The sequence below is a fragment of the Pseudomonas sp. GZD-222 genome, assembly GCF_049310525.1.
Taxonomy (GTDB): Bacteria; Pseudomonadota; Gammaproteobacteria; order Pseudomonadales; family Pseudomonadaceae; genus Aquipseudomonas.
The window spans coordinates 1-24,983 of record NZ_JBMOWO010000154.1 but is presented as its reverse complement, the minus strand read 5'-3'; the positions used below and the strand labels follow the sequence as shown (position 1 = coordinate 24,983).

The following is a 24,983-nucleotide window of genomic DNA, read 5'->3' as shown; positions in this document are numbered from 1 at the left end:
CCCCGCGATTGGTCAGTCAGCCAAGCGCCAGGTGGTGGCACCCTTGCTGTCTTCCAGCACCACACCCATGGCGGTGATCTGGTCGCGGATGCGATCCGACTCTGCCCAGTTCTTGTCCGCACGCGCTTGCAGGCGCGCCTGGATCAAGGCCTCGACTTCAGCCGCATCGACCTTGCCTTCGGCACCAGCACGCAGGAAGTCGTCAGCATCCAGCTGCAGCACACCGAGCAGGTCACCCAGCTGACGCAGACGACCGGCCAGGCCAGCCGCTGCCTCTGGATCACTTTCGCGCAGACGGTTGATCTCGCGCACCAGGTCGAACAGCACCGCGCAGGCTTCAGGCGTGCCGAAGTCGTCGTTCATCGCCAGGGTGAAGCGATCGACATAAGTCTCGCCACCCTTGGCCTCGACCCGCGGCAAACCGCGCAGGGCGTGGTAGAAACGCTCCAGCGCACCCTTGGACTCACGCAGGCTGTCTTCGGAGTAGTTGATCGAGCTGCGGTAGTGGCTCGACACCAGCAGGTAGCGAACCACCTCCGGGTGATACTTGTCGAGCACGTCGCGGATGGTGAAGAAGTTGTTCAAGGACTTGGACATCTTCTCGCCATTGATGCGAATCATGCCGCAGTGCATCCACGAGTTGGCGTACTGCTTGCCGGTGGCGGCCTCGCTCTGGGCGATTTCGTTCTCGTGGTGCGGGAACTCCAGGTCGTTACCACCGCCGTGGATGTCGAAGCTTTCGCCCAGGCAGCAGGTGGACATCACCGAGCACTCGATGTGCCAGCCCGGACGACCCGCGCCCCACGGCGACTCCCAGCTCGGCTCACCCGGCTTGACGCCCTTCCAGAGGACGAAGTCGAGTGGATCCTGCTTGGCTTCGTCGACCTCGATCCGCGCACCGATGCGCAGGTCTTCGATCTTCTTGCGCGACAGCTTGCCGTAGCCGACGAACTTGCCGACCCGGTAGTACACGTCGCCATTACCCGGCGCGTAGGCGTAGCCCTTGTCGATCAGGGTCTGGATCATCGCGTGCATGCCGGCGATATGGTCGGTGGCACGCGGCTCCTGATCCGGCGGCAGGATGTTCAGACGGCGCTCGTCTTCGTGCATCGCGTCGATCATGCGGGCGGTCAGCGCGTCGAACGACTCGCCGTTTTCGTTGGCCCGGTTGATGATCTTGTCATCGATGTCGGTGATGTTGCGCACGTAGGTCAGATCGTAGCCGCTGTAACGCAGCCAGCGGGTGACCAGGTCGAAGGCAACCATGCTGCGGCCGTGGCCCAGGTGACAGAAGTCGTACACGGTCATGCCGCAGACGTACATGCGCACCTTGTTGCCTTCGAGCGGTTTGAAAACTTCCTTGGTCTTGCTAAGCGTATTGTAAATGGTAAGCACGAGCGTTCCTCAGCTGCCCCACGAATCGCGCAGGGTCACAGTCCGGTTGAATACCGGGCGACCCGGCTGGGAGTCTTTCAGGTCGGCGCAGAAGTAACCTTCGCGCTCGAACTGGAAGCGGTCTTCTGGCTGGGCCTGGCCCAGGGAAGGTTCCGCACGACAACCAGTGAGTACCTGCAGCGAATCGGGATTGATATTGTCGAGGAAGCTGCCGCCATCGTCGGTCTTCTCGGGGTTGGCCGAGCGGAACAGGCGGTCGTACAGACGCACTTCGCACTCGACGCTGGCCGCGGCCGGCACCCAGTGGATCACGCCCTTGACCTTGCGACCCTCAGGGTTCTTGCCCAGGGTGTCCGGGTCGTAGGAGCAACGCAGTTCGACGATGTTGCCGTCGGCGTCCTTGATCGCTTCGTCAGCGCGGATCACGTAGCTGCCGCGCAGGCGCACTTCACCGGCCGGCTCCAGGCGCTTGTAGCCTTTTGGCGGCTCTTCCATGAAGTCGTCGCGATCGATGTAGATTTCGCGCTCGAACGGCAGCGCGCGCATGCCCATGTCTTCTTTCGGGTGGCGAGGCAGTTCGAGGTTCTCGACCTGGCCTTGCGGGTAATTGGTGATGACCACTTTCAACGGACGCAGCACGCACATGGCACGTGGCGCGGTGCGATCGAGGTCGTCACGGATGCTGAACTCGAGCATCGACATGTCGACCACGCCGTCGGAACGGTTGGTGCCGATCATTTCGCAGAAATTGCGGATCGAGGCCGGGGTGTAGCCGCGGCGACGGAAGCCGGAAAGGGTCGACATGCGTGGGTCGTCCCAGCCGTTGACGTGCTGCTCGTCGACCAGTTGCTTGAGCTTGCGCTTGCTGGTGATGGTGTAGTTCAGGTTCAGGCGGCTGAACTCGTACTGACGCGGCTTGGCCGGCACCGGCAGGTGCTCCAGGAACCACTCGTAGAGCGGACGGTGGCCTTCGAACTCCAGGGTGCAGATGGAGTGGGTGATGCCTTCGATGGCATCCGACTGACCGTGGGTGAAGTCGTAGTTGGGGTAGATGCACCACTTGTCGCCGGTCTGGTGGTGATGGGCATGGCGGATGCGGTAGAGGATCGGGTCGCGCAGGTTCATGTTCGGCGAGGCCATGTCGATCTTGGCCCGCAGTACACGCTCACCGTCCTTGAACTCGCCAGCCTTCATACGGGCGAACAGGTCGAGGTTGTCTTCGACGCTGCGCTCGCGGAACGGGCTGTTCTTGCCTGGCTCGGTCAGGTTGCCACGGTATTCCTTGGCCTGCTCCGGGGTCAGGTCGCAGACATAGGCATTGCCCGATTTGATCAGGTCCACGGCCCAGTCGTGCAACTGGTCGAAGTATTCGGAGGCGTAGCGCACCGGGCCGGTCCACTGGAAGCCCAGCCACTGCACATCGCTCTGGATGGCGTCGATGTACTCCTGGTCCTCTTTGGCCGGGTTGGTGTCATCGAAACGCAGGTGACAGGCTCCACCGAATTCCTGGGCCAGGCCGAAGTTCACGCAGATCGACTTGGCATGGCCGATGTGCAGGTAACCATTGGGCTCTGGCGGGAAACGGGTGACGATGCTGCTGTGCTTGCCCGAGTCCAGGTCGGCCTGCACGATCGGGCGCAGGAAGTTCGCAGGGACGGCGGGAGCGCCTTTGGCAGCGGCGTTGGGAGCGGTGTCGGCAGTGGGCTTGCTCATAGGATCCTTGAAATACGGGTGCACGGCCTGGGTAGGCCGACTGAATCAAAGCGCTTATCATAGCCGAAGCGGTCGAGCTGCCGACAGCGTCCGGCCGACAAACTGGCCCTATATTCGGTACTGGCAGCAAAAAAACTGCCGCAAGCCACGTATCGCGGGCTGTAGACTGTGCGTCAGGTTTGTATCGCGATCCTGCGCGACCCTATTTCAAATGCCTTGAAAGAGCGAATTTCAGCATGTCCAAAGTCAAACTGAGCACCAATCACGGCGACATCGTCATCGAACTGAATGCCGAAAAAGCCCCGATCACCGTGGCCAACTTCATCGAATACGTGAACGCCGGCCACTACAGCAACACTGTTTTCCACCGCGTCATCGGCAACTTCATGATCCAGGGCGGCGGTTTCGAGCCAGGCATGAAAGAGAAGAAAGACAAGCGCCCAAGCATCCAGAACGAAGCTGACAACGGCCTGAGCAACGACAAGTACACCATCGCCATGGCCCGCACCATGGAGCCGCATTCGGCGTCGGCGCAGTTCTTCATCAACGTCACCGACAACAGCTTCCTCAACCACAGCGGCAAGAACGTTCAGGGCTGGGGCTACGCGGTATTCGGTAAAGTTACCGAAGGCACCGACGTTGTCGACAAGATCAAAACCGTTGCCACCGGTTCCAAGTCTGGCCACCAGGACGTACCGGTTGATGACGTGATCATCGAGAAAGCCGAGATCATTGAGTGATACTGCTGATCTCTGATCTGCACCTGCAAGAAGAACGCCCGGACATTACCCGGGCGTTTCTTGATCTGCTCGACGGTCGTGCGCGCCACGCCGAGGCGCTGTACATCCTTGGCGACTTTTTCGAGGCCTGGATCGGCGACGACGCCATGACGCCGTTCCAGACCACGATCTGCCAGGCCCTGCGTGCCTTGAGCGACAGCGGCACGCAGGTCTACCTGATGCATGGCAACCGCGACTTCCTGATCGGCGAAGCCTTTTGCAAGGCTGCCGATTGTACCCTGCTGAACGATCCCTGTGTCGTTGAGCTGGGTGGTGAGCCGGTGCTGCTGATGCACGGCGACAGCTTGTGCACCCTGGACCTGGCCTACATGAAAATGCGCCGCTACCTGCGCAATCCTGTAAGCCTGTGGATCCTCCGCCATCTACCGCTGAGCACCCGCCAGAAACTGGCGCGTAAACTGCGCAGCGAAAGCAAGGCGCAGACGCGGATGAAGGCCAACGACATTGTCGACGTGACGCCGGAAGAAGTACCGCGAGTCATGGCGCAGTTTGGCGTGCGCACCCTGGTGCATGGCCATACCCATCGCCCGGCGATTCACAAACTGATGGTCGATGAGCAACCGGCGCGGCGTATCGTGCTGGGTGACTGGGATCGCCAGGGTTGGGCGTTGCAGGTGGATGAGCAAGGGTTTCAGTTGCAGCCCTTTGCTTTTCCTTGAGACCTGATCGCGGGGCAAGCCCGCTCCCACCCGTGGGAGCGGCGGTGCGGCGACCCGACTTGCCCCGCGATCGCTCAATGCCCCGCCGACGCAGGCCCCGCTTTAGCCGCGAACGGCGGCTTGGCCAGCCACACCAATAGAATCAATCCGGCAAACACCCAGCCCATCAGGGTGAAGTAATCCACCGTCGACATCATGTACGCCTGACTGCTGAGCATGCGCTCCAGCTGCGCGTAAGACTGCCCGTTCGCACCGCCCAGGTGATTCAGCGCCTCTCGGGTGGCAGGTTCATAGGTACTGATGCTTTCACTGAGATAAGCATGATGCTGGTCCGCCCGGCGAATCCAGATCCAGGTGGTCAACGAGGCGGCAAAGCTACCGCCCAGGGTCCGCAGGAAAGTGGCCAGGCCCGAACCGTCGGCAATCTGATGCGGCGGCAGGTCCGAGAGCAGGATGCTCAAGGTCGGCATGAAGAACAGTGCCACACCGATGCCCATGAACAGCTGCACCAGGGCAATGTGCTGGAAGTCCACTTCATTGGTGAACCCGGCACGCATGAAGCAACTGGTGCCGATCGCCAGGAACGCCAGTCCGGCCAATACACGCAGGTCGAACTTGTGCGCGTACTTGCCGACAAACGGCGACATCAGCACCGGCAGCAAACCGATCGGCGCCACTGCCAGTCCGGCCCAGGTGGCGGTATAGCCCATCTGGGTCTGCAACCACTGCGGCAGGATCAGGTTGATGCCGAAAAAGCCCGCGTAGCCACCCACCAGAACAATGGTGCCGATGCGAAAGTTACGGTGCACGAACAACCGCAGGTTGACCACCGGATGCTTGTCGGTCAGTTCCCAGATAATGAAGATCGCCAGGAACACCACCGAGATCAGGCTGCCGGTCACGATGAAACCCGACTCGAACCAGTCCAGGTCATTGCCCTTGTCGAGCACGATCTGCAAGGCTCCGACCCCGATGATCAGGGTCAACAGGCCGATGTAGTCCATGGGCTGACGCTGGGTGCTGACCGGGCGTGTGCGCATTTGCTGGCGCACCACCGCCGCAGCAAACAGACCGATGGGCACGTTGATGAAGAAAATCCACGGCCAGCTGTAACTGTCGGTGATCCAGCCGCCGAGGATCGGCCCGGCAATCGGTGCCACCACCGTGACCATGGCCAGCAAGGCCAGCGCCATACCGCGTTTGGCCGGCGGATACACGGCAATCAACAGGGTCTGAGTCATCGGGTACAGGGGGCCGGCAACGATGCCCTGGAGGACCCTGAAGCCCACCAGTTCCGGCATCGATCGGGCGATACCGCAGAGGAACGAGGCCAGCACGAACAGCAGCGTGGCCCAGATGAACAGCTTCACCTCGCCAAAGCGCCGGCTCAGCCAGCCGGTCAGCGGCAAGGCAATGGCATTGCTCACCGCGAACGAGGTGATGACCCAGGTACCCTGCTCCGAACTGACACCCAGGTTGCCGGAAATGGTCGGCAAGGCGACGTTGGCAATGGTGGTGTCGAGCACCTGCATGAAGGTCGCCAACGACAACCCGATCGTGGCCAGCAGCAGGCTCGGCGGGCTGAATGAAGCGTTGTTGCTCATCGCAGCGCCGTCTTGCTGGAACCTTCACTGTTGGCATGGATCAACCGGGCGATCATGGCATCGGCCTCGACCAGTTGCCGGTCATACACCTGGGTGGTGAACGATGCCTTCTTCGCAGGCAATTGGGCCAACACCGGGCCACTTTGATCATGCAGATCAACCGTCACCAGGGTCGACAGGCCGATACGCAGCGGGTGGGCCGCCAGTTGCTCGGCATTGATATGAATACGCACCGGCACCCGCTGGACGATCTTGATCCAGTTGCCGGTGGCGTTTTGCGCCGGCAACAAAGCGAACGCACTGCCGGTGCCCGCACCGAGGCTGTCGATGGTGCCACTGTACTTGACCTCGCTGCCGTACAGATCGGCGACAATGTCTACCGGTTGACCGATGCGCATGTTGCGCAACTGGGTTTCCTTGAAGTTGGCGTCGATCCATAGCTGATCGAGCGGAATCACTGCCATGGTCGCAGTCCCCGGCTCCAGGCGCTGGCCCAATTGCACGGTGCGTTTGGCCACATAGCCGGTGACGGGAGCTACCAGGGTGGTGCGCGCCGCAGCCAGGTAAGCCTGGCGCAGGTCGGCAGCCGCCGCCATGACTTGCGGATGAGAGGAGACCACGGTGTCATCAACCAGTGCCGAGGTGGTGTTGAGCTGTTGTTTGGCATTAATAAGCGCGCTTTGCGCGGAAGCCAGGTCGTCACGGGCGTGGGACAGCTCCTCCAGCGAAATAGCCCCGCCAGCGACCAGGGTCTTGCGCCGAGTGTAGTTTTCCTGGGCCTTGGTCTGCTCGGCCTGACGCGCCGCCACCTGGGCCTTCATGCCGTCGACATTGCTGTACAACCCGCGCACCTGACGTACCGCACGGGCCAACTGCGCCTGGGCGGCCTGCAGACCTACCTCGGCATCGCTGGGGTCGAACTCGATTAGTACTTGCCCGGCATGCACCAGGTCACCGTCGTCGACTCCGATACTGACCACGGTCCCGGTGACCAATGGCGTGATTTCCACCACGTTACCGTTGACGTAGGCGTCGTCGGTCTCTTCGTTCCAGCGCCCGTACAGCTCATGCCAGGCCCACACGGTACCGCCGCCGAGGACGATCAGCAGGGCCAGGCAGAGTAGCCAGGTTTTGCGTTTACGGCTGTTGTTGAGGTCTTGCGCCGTGTTGGCGCTGTCGGTCTCGGCGTTCATTTTGCACCTACGCGCAGGGCTGTCAGGGTGTCGCCCGCAGCGAGCAGGACCTTGCTCAGCAGGCTTTCCAGGGTCGCCAGTTCATCCGCGGCGAGCACACCGACCAATTCGTTCATCGCCGCAGCGCCGATCTGCGGCAACTGGTCGGCGAGCTTCTGCCCCTCCTCGCTCAACGCCAGACGCACCTGACGGCGATCATCCGGGCAGCGCCGGCGCAGGATCAGGTCTTTTTGCTCGAGGCGATCGAGCATGCGTGTCATCGAGCCGCTGTCCAGCGACAGGTAACGGCAGAGTTCGGCAGGCGTATCGACCCCGTACTGAGCAACGATGATCAGCACCTTGAACTGCGCGGCAGTAACGCCGAAGTCCTGCAGGTGGCTGTCGAGAATGCGGTCTTTGACCAGCGCGGCACGGCCCAGGAGCATGCCGATGGTGCAGGTCTGAAAGTTTTCGGGGGTGAAGTGTTGCATCGAGGCGATACCTGCTTAGGCAGTTAGTAACATAATGTTACTGCCTAGACAGCTAACGTCAAGCCATTAATTAGCTTGCTTGCTATTTGGCTGGAGAGACCTATCGCGGGGCAAGCCCGCTCCCACACCACCGGTGGGAGCGGGCTTGCCCCGCGAAAAATCAGGCAGGAATGCCGCTATGAAAGCGGAACTCTTCATCCGGGGTGCTGATCAGTTCAGCCTCGACCGCCCTGACTTTCTCCACCACCCGCTCGATATCAGCCGCTTCACCGTACTGATGAGCCAGCTTCAGGTAACCCTGATAGTGCCGGGCCTCGCTGTTGAGCAGGCCGTGATAGAACTTGCCCAGTTCTTCGTCCAGATGTGGCACCAGTGCGGCAAAACGTTCGCAGCTACGGGCCTCGATAAAGGCGCCGACCACCAGGGTGTCGACCAGCTTCACCGGCTCATGGGTACGCACCACCCGGCGCAGGCCCGAGGCATAGCGCCCGGCCGACAAAGGGCGCAAGCCGATCTTGCGCCGCTTCATCAGGCGCAGCACCTGCTCGTGGTGCACCAGCTCTTCACGGGCCAGGCGCGACATCATGTTGATCAGGTCCAGGTGCGTGTTGTACTTGGCCATCAGGCTCAGTGCAGTACTGGCCGCCTTGAACTCGCAGTTCTTGTGGTCGATCAACAGGGTTTCCTGGTCGGCAAGCGCCGCCTGGACCCAGGCATCGGGAGTACGGCAGCCAAGGAAAGCTTCGATTTCGGGAATAAGGTGCATAGGCTCACAAACAGGCAGGGCAAACGGCAAGACCGGCGATTATACCGGCAGCGGCGGCGATCACCAGTGAACTATGCTTGATACATATCAACGCCCATTGCACTTGGCGCCGACTATAGTCAGTCATCGGTCGCCAAATCTGAAGGGAGTTCACGCTCATGCAAGAAGTACGCAGCATCCTGGTGGTACTCGACCCCGAACACGCCCACAGCCGCGCCCTGACCCGGGCCAAACTGATCGCCGGCGCCACCGGCGCACGCCTGCACTTGTTGATGCCCGACAAGAATCACGACCATAGCGCCCTGCTCAGCCTGCTCAGCAGCCAGTTGCACGACGACGGCTTCGACAATGTGACCCATGAAGAGGCCTGGCACGGCAGCCTGCACGAATCGATCATTGCCGTGCAGCAAGGCGAAGGCTGCGACCTGGTGATCAAGGAGCACCGGCCGGACAACCCGCTGAAGAAGGCCCTGCTCACTCCGTCCGACTGGAAACTGCTGCGTCAGTGCCCGTGCGCGGTATTGATGGTCAAGAGCGAACGGCCTTGGGCCGGTGGAGTGATTCTCGCCGCAGTGGATGTCGGCAACCATGACGAGGCGCATCGGTTGCTGCACAAGAACATCATCGACCACGGTTACGAGATCGCCAACCTGGCCAAGGGCAACCTGCACGTGATCAGCGCCCATCCGTCACCGATGCTGTCGGCGGCCGATCCGGTGTATCAACTGAAGGAAACCATCGAGCAGCGCTACCGCGAGGAATGCGCAGCGTTCCAGGCCGAGTTCGATATCAAGGACGATCGCCTGCACGTCGCCGAAGGCCCGGCCGATGTGCTGATCCCCTACACCGCCAACAAATACGATGCGGTGGTGACGGTGATCGGCACCGTGGCCCGCACCGGGATTTCCGGGGCGTTGATCGGCAACACCGCCGAGGTGGTGCTCGATTCACTGGAATGCGATGTGCTGGTGCTCAAGACTGAAGAAGTGAAGGTGCACCTGACCGAGCTGGCGCAAGGCTGACGAACTGATCGCGGGGCAAGCCCGCTCCCACCAGTGCAAATCCCGGTGGGAGCGGGCTTGCCCCGCGATGGCTTCAACCCAAAGCATCCTTGAGAAACCCCGGCGCGATGTAGCGCTGATAGTGGGCTTCGGACAGCAAGAAGAATTCCCGATCAATGGCGTCGCGCAACTCGGGCAATTCCCAGTCGCGAAACTCCGGCAACAGCACCATCCCGTACGCCTCAAGTTCACGGATCACCCGCGCCCCGCGGGCGATCAGCTGGTAGGCCCAGCAATACTCGGACTGGTGCGGCACGAAGCGGATCTTGCGCTGCTCCAGTTGCAGGCGCAGGCGCGTGGCATCAAAGACTTCAAGTTTGGCCACCATGACCTGCACCAGCAATTGCTCGAGGCGCAGCCAGACCGCACGCTTTTCATCTTCGTTGTAGCCGTTCCAGTTGATCACTTCATGGTGAAAACGCTTGCAGCCACGGCACACCAGATCCCCGTAAACCGTGGAACAGAGGCCGACACAAGGCGTTTTAATTGACTGATTGGACATGAAAAAATCGATAGCTGGGCGGTGGAACAGACTGCCATGTTAGCCCTTTGTCTAACGGGGGTCACCCGCTAAAGTCGTCGAGCCCGCCTTACCTTTATCGAGTTTTTACCGTAGAATCATCCGGCCTTTTTAAGGCAGCAATGTCCGTTAGAAGCTGTTTTCAAAGCGTCACGAGCACAGTTGATCCGGTAGAACGGCGTTGGCCCGGGATATACGTCTGATCGCATATCCCGCGCCAGCCCTCATCAGCCTCCGTTCTACAGGCGTAAAACTTTGAAAGCAGCTTCTGTAAGGATTTCCTGCAACCCTGGCTACGCGGCCCAAGAAGCCGTATTGCGCACGGGTGCCGGACTTTCTGGATGAGCGTCCCGGACACCCATTTGGGACCACTGATGAGGGTAATAACTGTGCTTGAAGCCTACCGCAAACACATCGAAGAGCGTGCCGCCCAGGGTATCGTGCCCCAGCCGCTTAACGCCGAACAAACCGCAGGCCTGGTCGAGCTGCTGAAGAATCCCCCTGCTGGCGAAGAAGCAGTCCTCGTCGACCTGATCACCAACCGCGTTCCACCAGGAGTGGACGAAGCCGCCTACGTCAAGGCCGGTTTCCTCTCTGCCCTGGCCAAAGGCGAAGCCACTTCCCCGCTGATCGACAAAAAGCGCGCGGTAGAGCTGCTGGGCACCATGCAGGGCGGCTACAACATCGCCACCATGGTCGAGCTGCTGGACGACGCCGAGCTGGCCGCCGTTGCCGCCGAGCAACTGAAGCACACCCTGCTGATGTTCGACGCCTTCCACGACGTCGCCGAGAAAGCCAAGGCCGGTAACGCCCACGCCAAGGCCGTACTGGATTCCTGGGCCGCCGGTGAATGGTTCACCGCCCGCCCGGCCATCGAACAGAAGTACAGCCTGACCGTGTTCAAGGTTCCAGGCGAAACCAACACCGACGACCTGTCCCCTGCCCCGGACGCCTGGTCGCGCCCTGACATCCCGCTGCACGCCCTGGCCATGCTGAAAATGGCCCGTGACGGCATCGTGCCTGAGCAACCAGGCGCCATCGGCCCGCTCAAGCAGATCGAAGAAGTCAAAGCCAAAGGCTTCCCGGTCGCCTACGTCGGTGACGTGGTTGGTACCGGTTCCTCGCGTAAATCCGCCACCAACTCGGTGCTGTGGTTCTTCGGCGACGACATCCCATATGTACCGAACAAGCGCGCTGGCGGCTTCTGCTTCGGCACCAAGATCGCCCCGATCTTCTACAACACCATGGAAGACGCCGGCGCCCTGCCGATCGAATTCGACTGCACCAACCTGGGCATGGGCGACGTCATCGACGTGTACCCGTACGCCGGTAAAGTCTGCAAACACGGCACCGACGAAGTCATCACCACCTTCGAACTGAAGACCCCGGTGCTGCTCGACGAAGTCCGCGCTGGCGGCCGTATCCCGCTGATCGTCGGCCGTGGCCTGACCGAGAAGGCCCGCGCTGAACTGGGTCTGGGCCCAACCGACCTGTTCAAGCTGCCTGAAGCCCCGGTCGACACCGGCAAAGGCTACAGCCTGGCACAGAAAATGGTCGGTAAAGCCTGCGGCGTGACTGGCGTTCGTCCAGGCACCTACTGCGAGCCGAAGATGACCACCGTCGGCTCCCAGGACACCACTGGCCCGATGACCCGTGACGAGCTGAAAGACCTGGCATGCCTGGGCTTCTCCGCTGACCTGGTCATGCAGTCGTTCTGCCACACCGCGGCCTATCCGAAGCCAATCGACGTCACCACCCACCACACCCTGCCGGATTTCATCCGCACCCGTGGCGGCGTGTCCCTGCGTCCAGGCGACGGCATCATCCACAGCTGGCTGAACCGCATGCTGCTGCCGGACACCGTCGGTACCGGTGGTGACTCACACACCCGCTTCCCGATCGGCATCTCGTTCCCGGCCGGTTCCGGCCTGGTTGCCTTCGCCGCTGCCACCGGCGTTATGCCGCTGGACATGCCGGAGTCGGTACTGGTGCGCTTCAAGGGCAAGCTGCAACCGGGCATCACCCTGCGTGACCTGGTCCATGCAATCCCTTACTACGCCATCCAGAAGGGCCTGCTGACCGTTGAGAAGAAAGGCAAGATCAACGCCTTCTCCGGCCGCATCCTGGAAATCGAAGGCCTCGACGAACTGACCGTCGAGCAAGCGTTCGAACTTTCCGACGCCTCGGCTGAGCGCTCCGCTGCCGGCTGCTCGATCAAGCTGCCTGAGAAGGCCATTGCCGAGTACCTGCAGTCGAACATCACCCTGCTGCGCTGGATGATCAGCGAAGGCTACGGCGACGCCCGTACCCTGGAGCGTCGCGCCCAGGCAATGGAAGCCTGGCTGGCCAACCCGGTACTGCTGGAAGCCGACGCCGACGCCGAATACGCCGAGATCATCGAGATCGACCTGGCCGACGTCAAAGAGCCTGTGCTCTGCGCGCCGAACGACCCGGACGACGCGCGCCTGCTGTCGACCGTTCAGGGCGAGAAGATCGACGAAGTGTTCATCGGTTCGTGCATGACCAACATCGGTCACTTCCGCGCTGCCGGCAAGTTGCTGGAAAAGGTCAAGGGTGGCATCCCTACCCGTCTGTGGCTGGCTCCGCCAACCAAGATGGACGCTCACCAACTGACCGAAGAAGGCTACTACGGCATCTACGGCAAAGCCGGTGCGCGCATGGAAATGCCAGGCTGCTCGCTGTGCATGGGTAACCAGGCACGTGTGCAGACCGGTTCGACCGTGGTGTCGACCTCGACCCGTAACTTCCCGAACCGCCTGGGCGACGCCACTAACGTCTACCTGGCCTCGGCCGAGCTGGCTGCTGTTGCCTCGATCCTGGGCAAGCTGCCAACCGTCGAAGAGTACATGGAGTACGCGAAAAACATCGACAGCATGGCTGCCGACGTTTACCGCTACCTGAGCTTCGACCAGATCGCCGAGTTCCGTGAAGCTGCTGCGAGCGCCAATATCCCGGTTGTTCAAGCGTAAGCTGACTTAGCGTCAAAAAACCCCGCCAATTGGCGGGGTTTTTTATTGTTCTATGGGAGCTCCCACAGTTCCCTCAGATCACAAAGAGATCGACAAACCGATGCACCGCCGTCGCCTCAAGCGCCGCCTGATCCTTGCACAAGGCAAAGATCTCGCTCACCCGCTGACCGGCAAAACGCGTCGCCAGGTTGGCCTTGAACTTCTCTTCCAGCAACGGAATGCCCTCGGCGCGACGCCGGCGATGACCAATCGGGTACTCCACCACCACCTGCTCAGTGCTTGACCCATCATTGAAAAACACCTGCACGGCATTGGCGATCGAGCGCTTGTCGGCTTCCAGGTATTCGCGGGTAAAACGCGGGTCTTCGACGATTTCCATCTTCTCGCGCAAGCGGTCGATGATCGGGTGGCCGGCGTGGAACTCATCTTCATATTGCTCGGCCACCAGATTGCCGAAGATCAGCGGCACAGCGGTCATGTACTGGATGCAGTGATCGCGATCGGCAGCGTTGGCCAGCTTGCCGACCTTGGAGATGATGCGGATGGCCGACTCATGGGTGGTGATGACGATCCGCTCGATTTCATGCAGGCGATTGCGCACCTGCGGGTGCAGGGTCACTGCCGCTTCGCACGCGGTCTGGGCATGGAACTCGGCAGGGAAACTGATCTTGAACAGCACGTTCTCCATCACGTAGCTGGAGAAGGCTTGCGAGAAGCTGAAGGCGCGCTTGTCTTCCGGCTTGAGCGCCAGATCCTTGTTGGTGTGGCTGAACAGTACATCGTAGAAGCCCCACTGTGGCGCCGTCAGCACGCCCGGCACGCCCATCTCGCCGCGCAGGGCGATATCCGCCAGGCGCACGCCACGGCTGGAGGCATCCCCGGCCGCCCAGGATTTGCGTGAGCCGGCATTCGGCGCATGCCGATAGGTACGCAGGGCCTGGCCATCGACAAAGGCATGGGACAACGCCGACAGCAGCTGCTCACGGTTGGCGCCCATGAGTTTGGCGCAAACCGCAGTGGACGCGACTTTGACGAGCAGCACATGGTCGAGGCCAACGCGATTGAAGGAGTTTTCCAGGGCTATCACCCCCTGGATTTCATGCGCCATGACCATGGCTTCCAGCACCACCCGCATGCTCAAAGGTGCTTCACCATTGGCCACGCGTTTTTGCGAAAGATGGTCGGCCACCGCCAGGATGCCGCCGAGGTTGTCCGAGGGATGCCCCCACTCGGCGGCCAGCCAGGTGTCGTTGTAATCGAGCCAACGGACCACACAACCGATATCCCAGGCCGCCTTGACCGGGTCCAGGCGGTAACTGGTGCCCGGCACCCGCGCGCCGTACGGCACCACCGTGCCCTCCACCAGCGGCCCCAGGTGCTTGGTACATTCCGGGAAGCGCAGCGCCAGCAGGCCGCAGCCCAGGGTGTCCATCAGGCAGTTGCGCGCCGTGTCCAGCGCCTCCCCGGACTCGACCTGGAAATTCAGGACATAGTCAGCGATGTCCTGCAGTACCCGGTCGTAGTCGGGACGGTTGTTCAGATCAACGTTGGCACTCATTTCACATCTCTCTGTCGTAGATAAACAGGGAGCCAAGCGCCGTTACTGGTTAGAAGGCATCACCGGGTACCCGCACCCAGCCCTCCATCAGTATCCGCGCACTGCGGCTCATGATTGCTTTGGTAACAGTCCACTCACCGCTCACCTGCCGAGCCTCGGCGCCAACGCGCAGGGTGCCCGAGGGGTGACCGAAACGTACGGCACTGCGCTCGCCACCACCGGCCGCGAGGTTGACCAGAGTGCCGGGGACCGCCGCTGCGGTACCGATGGCCACGGCTGCAGTACCCATCATGGCGTGGTGCAACTTGCCCATGGACAGCGCACGTACCAGTAGATCAACGTCTGCCGCCGCCACGGCTTTACCGCTGGACGACTGATAAGCGCTCGGTGGCGCGACAAAGGCGACCTTCGGCGTGTGCTGGCGCTTGGCGGCTTCATCGATGTGCCCGATCAGGCCCATGCGCACGGCGCCATAGGCACGGATGGTCTCGAACCGGGCCAGGGCTTCGGGGTCGCCGTTGATCGCGTCCTGCAGCTCGGTGCCGGTGTAACCGATGGCTTCAGCCTGGATGAATATGGTCGGGATGCCAGCGTTGATCAGGGTCGCCTTGAGCGTACCGACGCCAGGCACTACCAGATCATCGATCAAGTTGCCGGTCGGGAACATCGAACCGCCCTCGCCGTCTTCATCGGCGGCAGGGTCCATGAATTCGAGTTGCACTTCGGCTGCCGGAAAGGTCACGCCATCCAGTTCGAAATCGCCGGTTTCCTGAACCTCACCGTTGGTGACTGGCACGTGGGCGATGATGGTCTTGCCGATATTGGCCTGCCAGATGCGCACGGTGGCGATACCGTTCTGCGGGATGCGACTAGCGTCGACCAAGCCAGCACTGATGGCAAAGGAACCGACCGCTGCGGAAAGGTTGCCGCAGTTGCCGCTCCAATCGACAAAGGCCTTGTCGATCGACACCTGACCGAACAGGTAGTCGACATCGTGATCTGCTTTGGTGCTGCGCGAGAGGATTACAGTTTTGCTGGTGCTGGAAGTAGCGCCCCCCATGCCATCGATCTGTTTGCCATAGGGGTCGGGGCTGCCGATTACCCGTAGCAGCAGTGCGTCACGGGCAGGGCCGGGAACCTGCGCGCTTTCAGGCAGGTCCTGGAGGCGGAAGAATACGCCTTTGCTGGTGCCGCCGCGGATGTAGGTGGCGGGGATTTTGATTTGCGGTACTTGTGCCATAGCTGGGTTGTCCTGTAAGTGCTGTGGGAGGCTATCGCGGGGCAAGCCCGCTCCTACCAGTCGGTGGGAGCGGGCTTGCCCCGCGATAAGCCCTACCTCAAACGGCCGCCGACTCGAGGAAGTCCTGAGCAAAGCGCTGCAGCACCCCGCCCGCTTCATAGATCGACACTTCTTCAGCGGTATCCAGGCGGCAAGTCACTGGCACTTCAACGCGCTCACCGGTGTGACGGGTGATCACCAGGGTCAGGGTCGCCCGCGGGGTACGCTCGCCAACTACGTCGAAGGTCTCGGTGCCGTCGATGTCCAGGGTCTTGCGGTTCACGCCTGGCTTGAACTCCAGCGGCAACACACCCATGCCCACCAGGTTGGTGCGGTGGATACGCTCGAAGCCTTCGGCGACGATGGCTTCGACACCGGCCAGACGCACGCCCTTGGCCGCCCAGTCACGGGACGAGCCCTGGCCGTAGTCGGCGCCGGCGACGATGATCAGCGGCTGTTTGCGCTCCATGTAGGTCTCGATGGCTTCCCACATGCGGGTGACCTTGCCTTCCGGCTCGACCCGCGCCAGCGAGCCCTGCTTGACCTTGCCGCCTTCCTGAACCATTTCGTTGAACAGTTTCGGGTTGGCGAAGGTGGCCCGCTGTGCGGTCAGGTGATCGCCGCGGTGAGTTGCGTAAGAGTTGAAGTCTTCTTCCGGCAGGCCCATTTTCGCCAGGTACTCACCGGCGGCGCTGTCGAGCATGATCGCGTTCGACGGCGACAGGTGGTCGGTGGTGATGTTGTCCGGCAACACCGCCAGCGGGCGCATGCCCTTGAGCGTACGCTCCCCGGCCAGCGCGCCTTCCCAATACGGCGGACGGCGGATGTAGGTGCTCATCTCGCGCCAGTCGTACAGCGGGTCGACCTTGGGACCGGTGTCCTCCTCGATGGCGAACATCGGAATGTAGACCTGGCGGAACTGCTCCGGCTTGACCGCGGCCTTGACCACGGCATCGATCTCTTCGTCGCTCGGCCAGATGTCCTTGAGGCGGATTTCCTTGCCGTCGACCACTGCCAGTACATCTTTCTCGATGTCGAAGCGGATGGTGCCGGCAATGGCGTAGGCCACCACCAACGGCGGCGAGGCCAGGAACGCCTGCTTGGCGTAAGGGTGAATACGGCCGTCGAAGTTGCGGTTGCCCGAGAGTACGGCGGTGGCGTACAGGTCGCGATCGATGATTTCCTCCTGGATCACTGGATCCAGGGCCCCGGACATGCCGTTGCAGGTGGTGCAGGCAAAGGCCACGATACCGAAACCAAGCTGCTCCAGCTCTCGATCAAGGCCCGCTTCTTTCAGGTACAGGGCAACGGTCTTGGAACCCGGTGCCAGCGACGACTTGACCCATGGCTTGCGGATCAGCCCCAGCTTGTTGGCGTTGCGTGCCAGCAGGCCGGCGGCGATCACGTTGCGCGGGTTGCTGGTGTTGGTGCAACTGGTGATGGCGGCAATGATCACCGCGCCGTCCGGCATCTGCCCCGGCACTTCTTCCCACTGACCGGCGATACCTTTGCTGGCCAGGTCGCTGGTTGCTACACGGGCGTGCGGGTTGGACGGGCCGGCCATGTTGCGCACGACGCTGGACAAGTCGAAGCTCAGCACCCGCTCGTACTCGGCGTTGGCCAGGCTGTCGGACCACAGGCCGGCAACCTTGGCATAGGTTTCCACCAGCTTGACCTGCTCGTCTTCACGGCCGGTGAGCTTGAGGTAGTCGATGGTCTGCTGGTCGATTGAGAACATCGCTGCAGTGGCGCCGTATTCCGGGGCCATGTTGGAGATGGTCGCGCGGTCGCCCAGAGTCAGGGCACGGGCGCCTTCGCCGTAGAACTCGAGGTAGGCACCGACGACTTTTGCCTTGCGCAGGAATTCGGTCAGGGCCAGCACCACGTCGGTGGCAGTAATGCCAGGTTGCGGCTTGCCGGACAGCTCGACGCCGACGATTTCCGGCAGGCGCATCCACGAGGCGCGGCCGAGCATGACGTTCTCGGCTTCGAGGCCGCCGACACCGATGGCGATTACGCCCAGGGCATCGACGTGCGGAGTGTGGCTGTCAGTACCGACACAGGTATCCGGATAAGCCACGCCGCGTTCGGCATGGATCACCGGCGACATCTTCTCCAGGTTGATCTGGTGCATGATGCCGTTGCCAGGCTGGATCACGTCGACGTTCTTGAACGCCTTCTTGGTCCAGTTGATGAAGTGGAAACGGTCTTCGTTGCGGCGGTCTTCGATGGCGCGGTTCTTCTCGAATGCCTGCGGATCGAAACCACCGCATTCCACGGCCAGGGAGTGGTCGACGATCAGTTGCACCGGCACCACCGGGTTGACCTGGGCCGGGTCACCGCCACCATCAGCGATGGCGTCACGCAGGCCGGCGAGGTCGACCAGCGCGGTCTGGCCGAGGATGTCGTGGCACACCACACGGGCCGGGAACCACGGGAAGTCGAGGTCGCGCTTGCGTTCGATCAGCTGGCCCAGCGACGCATTGAGGGTCGCCGGATCGCAGCGGCGCACCAGGTTTTCTGCCAGTACGCGTGAGGTATAGGGAAGACGGTCATAGGCGCCGGGCTTGATGGCGTCGACAGCTGCTCGAGCGTCGAAATAATCCAGGCCAGTGCCCGGCAGGTTCTTGCGAAATTCAGTATTCATGGCACAGGGACTCAATCACGGTAAGGTCGGTGGCTGGCCGGTTGGCTTGCCTCTCTTTTGGTGGGAGCGGGCTTGCCCCGCGATTGCGATCTATCGGATACATCGCATCGCGGGACAAGCCCGCTCCCACAGGCTGGAGTCAGGCCAATCAGTTTGCAGCCAGGCTCAGCGTTGTTCGATTGGCACGAACTTGCGCTGCTCGACGCCGGTGTACTCGGCGCTCGGACGGATGATGCGGTTGTTGGCACGCTGCTCGAATACATGGGCTGCCCAGCCGGTCAGGCGCGAGCAGACGAAGATCGGGGTGAACAGCTTGGTCGGAATGCCCATGAAGTGATACGCCGAGGCATGGTAAAAGTCGGCGTTGGGGAACAGTTTCTTCTGCTCCCACATGGTCTTGTCGATCGCTTCGGACACCGGGTACAGCACGGTGTCACCGACTTCGTCCGCGAGCTGCTTGGACCAGCCCTTGATCACCTCGTTACGCGGGTCGGACTCTTTGTAGATGGCGTGGCCGAAGCCCATGATCTTGTCTTTGCGCTCAAGCATTTGCAGCAGCTCGGCAACTGCTTCCTGCGGGCTCTGGAAGCGCTCGATCAGCTCCATCGCTGCTTCGTTGGCGCCGCCATGCAGCGGGCCGCGCAGCGAGCCGATGGCCGCGGTGATGCACGAGTACAGGTCGGACAGGGTCGAGGCGCAAACGCGCGCGGTGAAGGTCGAAGCGTTGAATTCGTGCTCGGCGTAGAGGATCAGCGAGACGTTCATCACTTTTACGTGCAGCTCGCTCGGCTTTTTGCCGTGCAGCAGGTGCAGGAAGTGGCCGCCGATAGTGTCTTCGTCGCTGGTGCACTCGATACGCACACCATGGTGGGTGAAGCGGTACCAGTAGCACATCACCGCCGGGAACAGCGCCAACAGGCGATCAGTCTTGTCGCGTTGCTGCTCGAAAGTCAGTTCAGGCTCCAGGGTGCCCAGTACCGAGCAACCGGTGCGCATCACGTCCATCGGGTGGGCATCTGCCGGGATGCGCTCGAGCACTTCCTTCAACGCCTGAGGCAGGTCACGCAGGGTTTTCAGCCTGCCCTTGTACTCGGCCAGCTGGGCTGCGCTCGGCAATTCGCCGTACAGCAGCAGATAGGCCACTTCTTCGAACTCGGCGCCAGCGGCCAGGTCACGAACGTCATAACCACGGTAGGTCAGGCCGGCACCGGCCTGGCCTACGGTCGACAGTGCAGTTTGCCCGGCCACTTGACCGCGCAGGCCGGCTCCACTGAGTACTTTTGCTTCGGCCATGTCTATCTCCAATCTTGAATTTGTTATGGATGCTTTGGCTAATCGCGGGGCACGCCCGCTGCTACGGGTTCAAGCAGGTGTTCAACCCTTTTTCTGGGCGAACAGGGCGTCGAGGCTTTGCTCGAACGCGTGGTAATTGATGGCGTCGTACAGTTCCATGCGGGTTTGCATGGTGTCGATGACGTTCTTTTGCGTGCCATCGCGGCGCAGCGCGGTGTAGACGTTCTCGGCGGCCTTGTTCATGGCGCGGAATGCCGACAGCGGGTAGAGCACCAGCGAAACGTCGACCGAGGCCAATTCTTCGGTGGTGTACAGCGGCGTTGCACCGAATTCGGTGATGTTGGCCAGGATCGGGGCCTTGATTCGGTCGGCGAAGGTCTTGTACATCGCCAGCTCAGTGATGGCTTCCGGGAAGACCATGTCGGCACCGGCTTCGATGCATGCGGCGGCGCGGTCCAGGGCCGATTCCAGGCCTTCAACGGCCAGGGCATCGGTACGCGCCATGATCACGAAGCTGTCGTCGGTACGGGCATCTACAGCAGCCTTGATGCGGTCGACCATTTCCTGCTGGGAGACGATTTCCTTGTTCGGACGATGGCCGCAGCGCTTGGCGCCGACCTGGTCCTCGATGTGGATCGCGGCAGCGCCGAACTTGATCATCGACTTGACGGTACGGGCGACGTTGAACGCCGAGGAACCGAAACCGGTGTCGACATCTACCAGCAGCGGCAGGTCGCAAACGTCGGTGATGCGTCGTACGTCGGTGAGTACGTCATCCAGCCCGGTAATACCCAGGTCCGGCAGGCCCAGGGAACCGGCTGCTACGCCGCCACCCGAGAGGTAGATGGCCTTGAAACCGGCACGCTTGGCCAGCAGTGCATGGTTGGCATTGATCGCACCGACAACCTGCAGGGGATGTTCGGCGGCGACTGCATCGCGAAAGCGCTGGCCGGGACTGCTTTTCTGACTCATGACTCACCTCGTGGGCTGGTAGCGTCCAGGTAGTGACGCTCAATGTTGCGTTTGGAGGCGCCGATGTGACGGCGCATCAAGAGCTCGGCCAGTTCACCGTCACGGTCGGCGATGGCATCGAGAATCCGGTGGTGTTCGGCGAACGCCTGGCGTGGCCGGTTGGGCGTGGCAGAGAACTGGATGCGGTACATGCGCACCAGTTGATACAGCTCGCCGCAGAGCATCTGCACCAGGGTGCGGTTGCCGCTGCCCTGAATGATCCGGTAATGAAAGTCGTAATCGCCTTCCTGCTGGTAGTAGCCAAGGCCGGCCTGGAACGTGGCATCGCGCTCGTGGGTGTCGAGCACCCGGCGCAGCTCATCGATCTCGGCTACGCTCATACGCTCTGCAGCCAGGCGACAGGCCATGCCTTCCAGCGACTCGCGGATCTCGTACAGCTCGATCAGCTCGGCATGGCTCAGCGATACCACGCGGGCACCGACGTGGGGCACGCGCACCAGCAGGCGCTGGCCTTCCAGGCGGTGGATCGCCTCGCGCAGCGGCCCGCGGCTAATGCCGTACGTGCGCGCCAGCTCAGGCTCGGAGATCTTGCTGCCCGGGGCGATCTCGCCCTTGACGATGGCCGCCTGGATACGCCGGAAGACGTTTTCCGAGAGGGTTTCGGAATCCTCTGCAATCGCGCCGGGGGCTTGCGCTGTGTCCAGCATATTGTCGACACCTCAGAAATCAATGAGGCCAAAACTAGCCAAATCGACAGGTATAGTCAAAGACAAAATGAATATTGTCGACAATCGTCTAATAACGAACTTCACTGCCCGGGGTGTTGTCTGAGTGCAGCGCGCTGGCGCCAGCACACCAGCGTGATAGAATGCCGCGCCCCACACAGGGCTTGAATAGTGTGCTTGTCATCATTTTGTGGTGATGGCAGATAAACGAGGAAGCTTGCGCAGTAGTGCCAGTGGCCTTGACCCGAACATCGCACAGCACCGCGCCAGGATTTATGAGACTTACACCCCTTCTACTGTTGCTCAGCCTGTTTTTGTTGCCGGCCCTTGGCCAGGCCGCGGAAAAGACCGTGTACGGCCTTAATGAATATGCCCGCCTTGCCGATATCGACCTGGAGGTTGCCGCCAAGCTCGACACCGGGGCAAAAACTGCCTCGCTCAGCGCCCGCGACATCAAGCGCTTCAAGCGTAACGGCGAATCGTGGGTGCGCTTCTACCTGGCAATTGACGCCGCCCACGCGCATCCGATAGAACGACCCCTGGCCCGTGTCAGCAAGATCAAGCGACGCGCCGGTGATTACAACCCGGACGAGGGCAAGGCCTACACCGCCCGCCCGGTGATTGAACTGAACATCTGCATGGGCACCGCCCAACGCGTGATCGAAGTGAACCTGACCGACCGCAGCGCGTTCCAGTACCCGCTGCTGATTGGCTCCGAGGCGCTCAAGCACTTCGATGCACTGGTCGACCCAAGCCTTAAATACGCGGCCGGCAAACCTGCCTGTGCCCCTGTCGCTCACACCGCAGAGTAATCCCGATGCGCTCTCTTACCCTTCATCTGAAAGTCCTGATCACCGTACTGGTGCTACTGGGCATCATCGTCACGGCCTATCAGATCTTCTTTCTCGGGATCCCGGTGACCGAAGACGAGACTGATGACCTGTGGAACATCGACGCCAAAGTCGAGTTCGTCGCCAATCCCAAGGACCCGGTCAAGATCCAGATGTTCGTACCGCCGTTGAGCCGTGACTATGTCAGCCTCAATGAGAGCTTCATCTCCAACAACTACGGGGTCAGCGTCAACCGCGTCGACGGCAACCGCAAGGTCACCTGGTCGGCCCGTCGCGCCAGCGGCAACCAGACCCTGTACTACCGCCTGGTCCTGACCAAGCGCTACAGCACCGAAAAAGCCAAGATCAAAGGCCCGACCTTCCGCGACAGCCTGGCCGTAGAGGGCCCGGAGAAGATCGCCGCCGAAGCCCTGATGGCCCCGATCCGCCAGCACTCGGCCGACGTCGAAACCTTTGTCAGCGAGACCATCAAGCGCGTCAACAACCTCAATGACGACAACGTCAAGCTGCTGCTGGCCGGTGATACCTCGTCGCTGAACAAGGCCAAGGTCATCGACCTGCTGCTGTCCATCGCCCACGTGCCGGTGGAAAAGGTCCACACCATCCGCCTGGTCGCCGACCAGCCGCAAACCCCTGAACTGTGGCTGCGCAGCTTCAACGGCACCGACTGGCTGTACTTCAATCCGGACACCGGCGAACAAGGCCTGCCGACCGACCGCCTGCTGTGGTGGACTGGTGATGACAACCTGATCACCGTCGATGGCGGCAAGAAAGCCAACGTCAGCTTCAGCCTGAACAACAGCGAGATGAACGCCATCCGTCTGGCCAAGCTGACCGACGAGAACACCGACGCCGATTTCCTCGAATACTCGCTCTACGGCCTGCCGCTGCAGACCCAGCAGACTTTCATGATCATGGTAATGATCCCGATCGGCGTGCTGGTGATCCTCGTGCTGCGCAACCTGATCGGCCTGCAGACCCTGGGTACCTTCACCCCCGTGCTGATCGCCCTGGCCTTCCGTGAAACCCAGTTGGGCTTCGGCATCATCCTGTTCACGGTGATTACCGCGCTCGGGCTGTCGCTACGCTCCTACCTGGAACACCTCAAGCTGCAGATGCTGCCGCGCCTGTCGGTGGTGCTGACCTTCGTCGTGGTATTGATCGCCGCCATCAGCCTGTTCAGCCACAAGCTGGGCCTGGAGCGCGGCCTGTCGGTAGCGCTGTTCCCGATGGTGATTCTGACCATGACCATCGAACGCCTGTCGATCACCTGGGAAGAACGCGGTGGCGGCCATGCCATGAAAGTCGCCATCGGCACCCTGTTCGCCGCCTCCCTGGCGCACCTGCTGATGAGCGTGCCGGAGCTGGTGTACTTCGTCTTCACCTTCCCGGCGGTACTGCTGATTCTGGTGGGCTTCATGCTGGCGATGGGTCGCTACCGCGGCTACCGCCTGACGGAGCTGGTGCGTTTCAAAGCTTTCGTGAAGGCTGACGCCTGATGTTCGGTCTCTGGAAAACCTGGAAAGCCCTGGAGGCCCGGGGCATCATGGGTATCAACCGGCGCAATGCGGACTACGTCCTCAAGTACAACAAGCGCCACCTGTACCCGATCGTCGATGACAAGATCATCACCAAGGAGCGTGCGATCAAGGCCGGCATTCACGTGCCGGAAATGTACGGGATCATCTCCACCGAGAAAGAAATCGACAAACTCGGCGAGATCATCGGCGGGCGCAACGACTTCGTCGTCAAGCCCGCCCAGGGTGCCGGCGGTGACGGCATCCTGGTGGTCGCTGATCGCTTCGAAGACCGTTATCGCACGGTCTCCGGCAAGATCATCAGCCACGAGGAAATCGAGCACCAGATCTCCAGCATCCTTACCGGCCTGTACTCCCTGGGCGGTCATCGCGACCGCGCGCTGATCGAGTACCGGGTGACCCCCGACCAGATCTTCAAAAGCATCAGCTATGAAGGCGTGCCGGACATCCGCATCATCGTGCTGATGGGCTACCCGGTGATGGCCATGCTGCGTCTGCCAACCCGCCAGTCGGGTGGCAAGGCCAACCTGCACCAGGGCGCCATCGGCGTGGGTGTCGACCTGGCGACCGGTGTGACCCTGCGCGGCACCTGGCTGAACAACATCATCAGCAAGCACCCGGACACCACCAACGCAGTGGACGGTGTGCAGTTGCCGAACTGGGACGGTTTCATGAAGCTGGCCGCCGGCTGCTATGAGCTGTGCGGCCTGGGTTACATCGGTGTCGACATGGTCCTGGACCAGGACAAAGGCCCGTTGATCCTCGAGCTCAACGCCCGCCCCGGCCTGAACATCCAGATCGCCAACGACTGCGGCCTGACCAAACGCACCCACGCGGTAGAAGCGCACCTGGAGCAACTGGCCAAAGACGGCCGCCAGGAAACCGCCGAAGAACGCGTACGCTTCGCTCAGGAGCTGTTCGGTCACGTACCGTCGAACTGAGTGCATCC

Annotated in this window: 20 protein-coding genes; 7 read left to right on the top strand and 13 right to left on the bottom strand. The window is 61.6% G+C overall.

Going from position 1 to position 24,983, the window contains the following annotated elements:
• Nucleotides 1–12 precede the first annotated feature (12 nt).
• On the bottom strand, nt 13–1,395 hold the full coding sequence (gene cysS, locus ACO6VD_RS27485; RefSeq protein ID WP_422422403.1) for a cysteine--tRNA ligase: 1,383 nt from the start codon (nt 1,393–1,395) through the stop codon (nt 13–15).
• Between the two features lie 9 nt (nt 1,396–1,404).
• Nucleotides 1,405–3,108 (bottom strand): glutamine--tRNA ligase/YqeY domain fusion protein, encoded by a 1,704-nt coding sequence (locus tag ACO6VD_RS27480; RefSeq protein ID WP_422422402.1) that lies wholly within the window; start codon nt 3,106–3,108, stop codon nt 1,405–1,407.
• A gap of 236 nt (nt 3,109–3,344) precedes the next feature.
• Between ACO6VD_RS27480 and ACO6VD_RS27475 the strand changes: the two genes are divergently transcribed.
• On the top strand, nt 3,345–3,848 hold the full coding sequence (locus ACO6VD_RS27475; protein WP_422422401.1) for a peptidylprolyl isomerase: 504 nt from the start codon (nt 3,345–3,347) through the stop codon (nt 3,846–3,848).
• Nucleotides 3,845–4,567, top strand: coding sequence for a UDP-2,3-diacylglucosamine diphosphatase (locus ACO6VD_RS27470; RefSeq protein WP_422422400.1), 723 nt, complete (start codon nt 3,845–3,847; stop codon nt 4,565–4,567). Before ACO6VD_RS27475 ends, ACO6VD_RS27470 begins: the two co-directional genes overlap by 4 nt.
• A 74-nt stretch (nt 4,568–4,641) precedes the next feature.
• Here ACO6VD_RS27470 and ACO6VD_RS27465 read toward each other — a convergent pair whose 3' ends face one another.
• The 4 genes from ACO6VD_RS27465 to ACO6VD_RS27450 all read right to left on the bottom strand — a co-directional run bounded on the left by ACO6VD_RS27465 (nt 4,642) and on the right by ACO6VD_RS27450 (nt 8,600).
• On the bottom strand, nt 4,642–6,171 hold the full coding sequence (locus ACO6VD_RS27465; protein ID WP_422422399.1) for a DHA2 family efflux MFS transporter permease subunit: 1,530 nt from the start codon (nt 6,169–6,171) through the stop codon (nt 4,642–4,644).
• Nucleotides 6,168–7,364 (bottom strand): HlyD family efflux transporter periplasmic adaptor subunit, encoded by a 1,197-nt coding sequence (locus tag ACO6VD_RS27460; protein ID WP_422422398.1) that lies wholly within the window; start codon nt 7,362–7,364, stop codon nt 6,168–6,170. Before ACO6VD_RS27460 ends, ACO6VD_RS27465 begins: the two co-directional genes overlap by 4 nt.
• A complete protein-coding gene (locus ACO6VD_RS27455; RefSeq protein WP_400173786.1) occupies nt 7,361–7,834 on the bottom strand; it encodes a MarR family winged helix-turn-helix transcriptional regulator in 474 nt (157 codons plus the stop codon). The genes ACO6VD_RS27460 and ACO6VD_RS27455 overlap by 4 nt, the downstream gene beginning before the upstream one ends.
• A gap of 160 nt (nt 7,835–7,994) precedes the next feature.
• Nucleotides 7,995–8,600, bottom strand: coding sequence for a tRNA-(ms[2]io[6]A)-hydroxylase (locus tag ACO6VD_RS27450; protein ID WP_400173785.1), 606 nt, complete (start codon nt 8,598–8,600; stop codon nt 7,995–7,997).
• 158 nt (nt 8,601–8,758) lie between these two features.
• Between ACO6VD_RS27450 and ACO6VD_RS27445 the strand changes: the two genes are divergently transcribed.
• Complete coding sequence (locus ACO6VD_RS27445; protein ID WP_422422396.1) at nt 8,759–9,622, top strand: universal stress protein; 864 nt, start codon at nt 8,759–8,761, stop codon at nt 9,620–9,622.
• A gap of 73 nt (nt 9,623–9,695) precedes the next feature.
• On the opposite strand, the gene ACO6VD_RS27440 is transcribed toward ACO6VD_RS27445, so the two are convergent.
• Complete coding sequence (locus ACO6VD_RS27440) at nt 9,696–10,163, bottom strand: DUF1289 domain-containing protein (RefSeq protein ID WP_400173783.1); 468 nt, start codon at nt 10,161–10,163, stop codon at nt 9,696–9,698.
• Between the two features lie 407 nt (nt 10,164–10,570).
• Between ACO6VD_RS27440 and acnB the strand changes: the two genes are divergently transcribed.
• A complete protein-coding gene (gene acnB / locus ACO6VD_RS27435; protein ID WP_422422397.1) occupies nt 10,571–13,171 on the top strand; it encodes a bifunctional aconitate hydratase 2/2-methylisocitrate dehydratase in 2,601 nt (866 codons plus the stop codon).
• A 73-nt stretch (nt 13,172–13,244) separates the two neighbouring features.
• On the opposite strand, the gene prpD is transcribed toward acnB, so the two are convergent.
• The 6 genes from prpD to ACO6VD_RS27405 all read right to left on the bottom strand — a co-directional run bounded on the left by prpD (nt 13,245) and on the right by ACO6VD_RS27405 (nt 21,627).
• Nucleotides 13,245–14,729 carry a 2-methylcitrate dehydratase gene (gene prpD, locus ACO6VD_RS27430; protein WP_422422395.1) on the bottom strand — a complete coding sequence of 495 codons (1,485 nt, stop codon included), beginning with the start codon at nt 14,727–14,729 and terminating at the stop codon, nt 13,245–13,247.
• A 49-nt stretch (nt 14,730–14,778) separates the two neighbouring features.
• A complete protein-coding gene (prpF, locus tag ACO6VD_RS27425; protein ID WP_422422394.1) occupies nt 14,779–15,969 on the bottom strand; it encodes a 2-methylaconitate cis-trans isomerase PrpF in 1,191 nt (396 codons plus the stop codon).
• A gap of 97 nt (nt 15,970–16,066) precedes the next feature.
• Nucleotides 16,067–18,655, bottom strand: a complete 2,589-nt coding sequence (gene acnD, locus ACO6VD_RS27420) for a Fe/S-dependent 2-methylisocitrate dehydratase AcnD (protein ID WP_422422393.1) — start codon at nt 18,653–18,655, stop codon at nt 16,067–16,069.
• Nucleotides 18,656–18,820: 165 nt separating this feature from the next.
• The gene (prpC, locus tag ACO6VD_RS27415; RefSeq protein ID WP_422422922.1) at nt 18,821–19,948 is read right to left on the bottom strand and encodes a bifunctional 2-methylcitrate synthase/citrate synthase; all 1,128 of its coding nucleotides are present in this window, start codon (nt 19,946–19,948) and stop codon (nt 18,821–18,823) included.
• Nucleotides 19,949–20,029: 81 nt separating this feature from the next.
• The gene (prpB, locus tag ACO6VD_RS27410; protein ID WP_422422921.1) at nt 20,030–20,920 is read right to left on the bottom strand and encodes a methylisocitrate lyase; all 891 of its coding nucleotides are present in this window, start codon (nt 20,918–20,920) and stop codon (nt 20,030–20,032) included.
• Complete coding sequence (locus ACO6VD_RS27405) at nt 20,917–21,627, bottom strand: GntR family transcriptional regulator (RefSeq protein ID WP_045189895.1); 711 nt, start codon at nt 21,625–21,627, stop codon at nt 20,917–20,919. The genes prpB and ACO6VD_RS27405 overlap by 4 nt, the downstream gene beginning before the upstream one ends.
• A 293-nt stretch (nt 21,628–21,920) precedes the next feature.
• On the opposite strand from ACO6VD_RS27405, the gene ACO6VD_RS27400 reads away from it, so the two are divergent.
• Genes ACO6VD_RS27400 through ACO6VD_RS27390 form a run of 3 tightly spaced genes read left to right on the top strand, consistent with a single transcriptional unit; the run spans nt 21,921 to nt 24,975 of the window.
• Entirely contained in the window at nt 21,921–22,457 is a 537-nt protein-coding gene (locus tag ACO6VD_RS27400; RefSeq protein WP_400173815.1) for an ATP-dependent zinc protease, read from the top strand.
• A gap of 5 nt (nt 22,458–22,462) precedes the next feature.
• Nucleotides 22,463–23,995, top strand: coding sequence for an inactive transglutaminase family protein (locus ACO6VD_RS27395; protein ID WP_400173816.1), 1,533 nt, complete (start codon nt 22,463–22,465; stop codon nt 23,993–23,995).
• Complete coding sequence (locus ACO6VD_RS27390; RefSeq protein ID WP_400173817.1) at nt 23,995–24,975, top strand: alpha-L-glutamate ligase-like protein; 981 nt, start codon at nt 23,995–23,997, stop codon at nt 24,973–24,975. Before ACO6VD_RS27395 ends, ACO6VD_RS27390 begins: the two co-directional genes overlap by 1 nt.
• The last annotated feature ends 8 nt before the right edge of the window (nt 24,976–24,983 follow it).

Excerpts from the sequence above, each read along its gene's own strand:
- ACO6VD_RS27480 (WP_422422402.1), bottom strand. The coding sequence starts at position 3,108 with ATGAGCAAGCCCACTGCCGACACCGCTCCCAACGCCGCTGCCAAAGGC.
- ACO6VD_RS27475 (WP_422422401.1), top strand. The coding sequence starts at position 3,345 with ATGTCCAAAGTCAAACTGAGCACCAATCACGGCGACATCGTCATCGAA.
- ACO6VD_RS27465 (WP_422422399.1), bottom strand. The coding sequence starts at position 6,171 with ATGAGCAACAACGCTTCATTCAGCCCGCCGAGCCTGCTGCTGGCCACG.
- ACO6VD_RS27460 (WP_422422398.1), bottom strand. The coding sequence starts at position 7,364 with ATGAACGCCGAGACCGACAGCGCCAACACGGCGCAAGACCTCAACAAC.
- ACO6VD_RS27455 (WP_400173786.1), bottom strand. The coding sequence starts at position 7,834 with ATGCAACACTTCACCCCCGAAAACTTTCAGACCTGCACCATCGGCATG.
- ACO6VD_RS27450 (WP_400173785.1), bottom strand. The coding sequence starts at position 8,600 with ATGCACCTTATTCCCGAAATCGAAGCTTTCCTTGGCTGCCGTACTCCC.
- ACO6VD_RS27445 (WP_422422396.1), top strand. The coding sequence starts at position 8,759 with ATGCAAGAAGTACGCAGCATCCTGGTGGTACTCGACCCCGAACACGCC.
- ACO6VD_RS27440 (WP_400173783.1), bottom strand. The coding sequence starts at position 10,163 with ATGTCCAATCAGTCAATTAAAACGCCTTGTGTCGGCCTCTGTTCCACG.
- prpD (WP_422422395.1), bottom strand. The coding sequence starts at position 14,729 with ATGAGTGCCAACGTTGATCTGAACAACCGTCCCGACTACGACCGGGTA.
- prpF (WP_422422394.1), bottom strand. The coding sequence starts at position 15,969 with ATGGCACAAGTACCGCAAATCAAAATCCCCGCCACCTACATCCGCGGC.
- acnD (WP_422422393.1), bottom strand. The coding sequence starts at position 18,655 with ATGAATACTGAATTTCGCAAGAACCTGCCGGGCACTGGCCTGGATTAT.
- prpC (WP_422422922.1), bottom strand. The coding sequence starts at position 19,948 with ATGGCCGAAGCAAAAGTACTCAGTGGAGCCGGCCTGCGCGGTCAAGTG.
- prpB (WP_422422921.1), bottom strand. The coding sequence starts at position 20,920 with ATGAGTCAGAAAAGCAGTCCCGGCCAGCGCTTTCGCGATGCAGTCGCC.
- ACO6VD_RS27405 (WP_045189895.1), bottom strand. The coding sequence starts at position 21,627 with ATGCTGGACACAGCGCAAGCCCCCGGCGCGATTGCAGAGGATTCCGAA.
- ACO6VD_RS27400 (WP_400173815.1), top strand. The coding sequence starts at position 21,921 with ATGAGACTTACACCCCTTCTACTGTTGCTCAGCCTGTTTTTGTTGCCG.
- ACO6VD_RS27395 (WP_400173816.1), top strand. The coding sequence starts at position 22,463 with ATGCGCTCTCTTACCCTTCATCTGAAAGTCCTGATCACCGTACTGGTG.
- ACO6VD_RS27390 (WP_400173817.1), top strand. The coding sequence starts at position 23,995 with ATGTTCGGTCTCTGGAAAACCTGGAAAGCCCTGGAGGCCCGGGGCATC.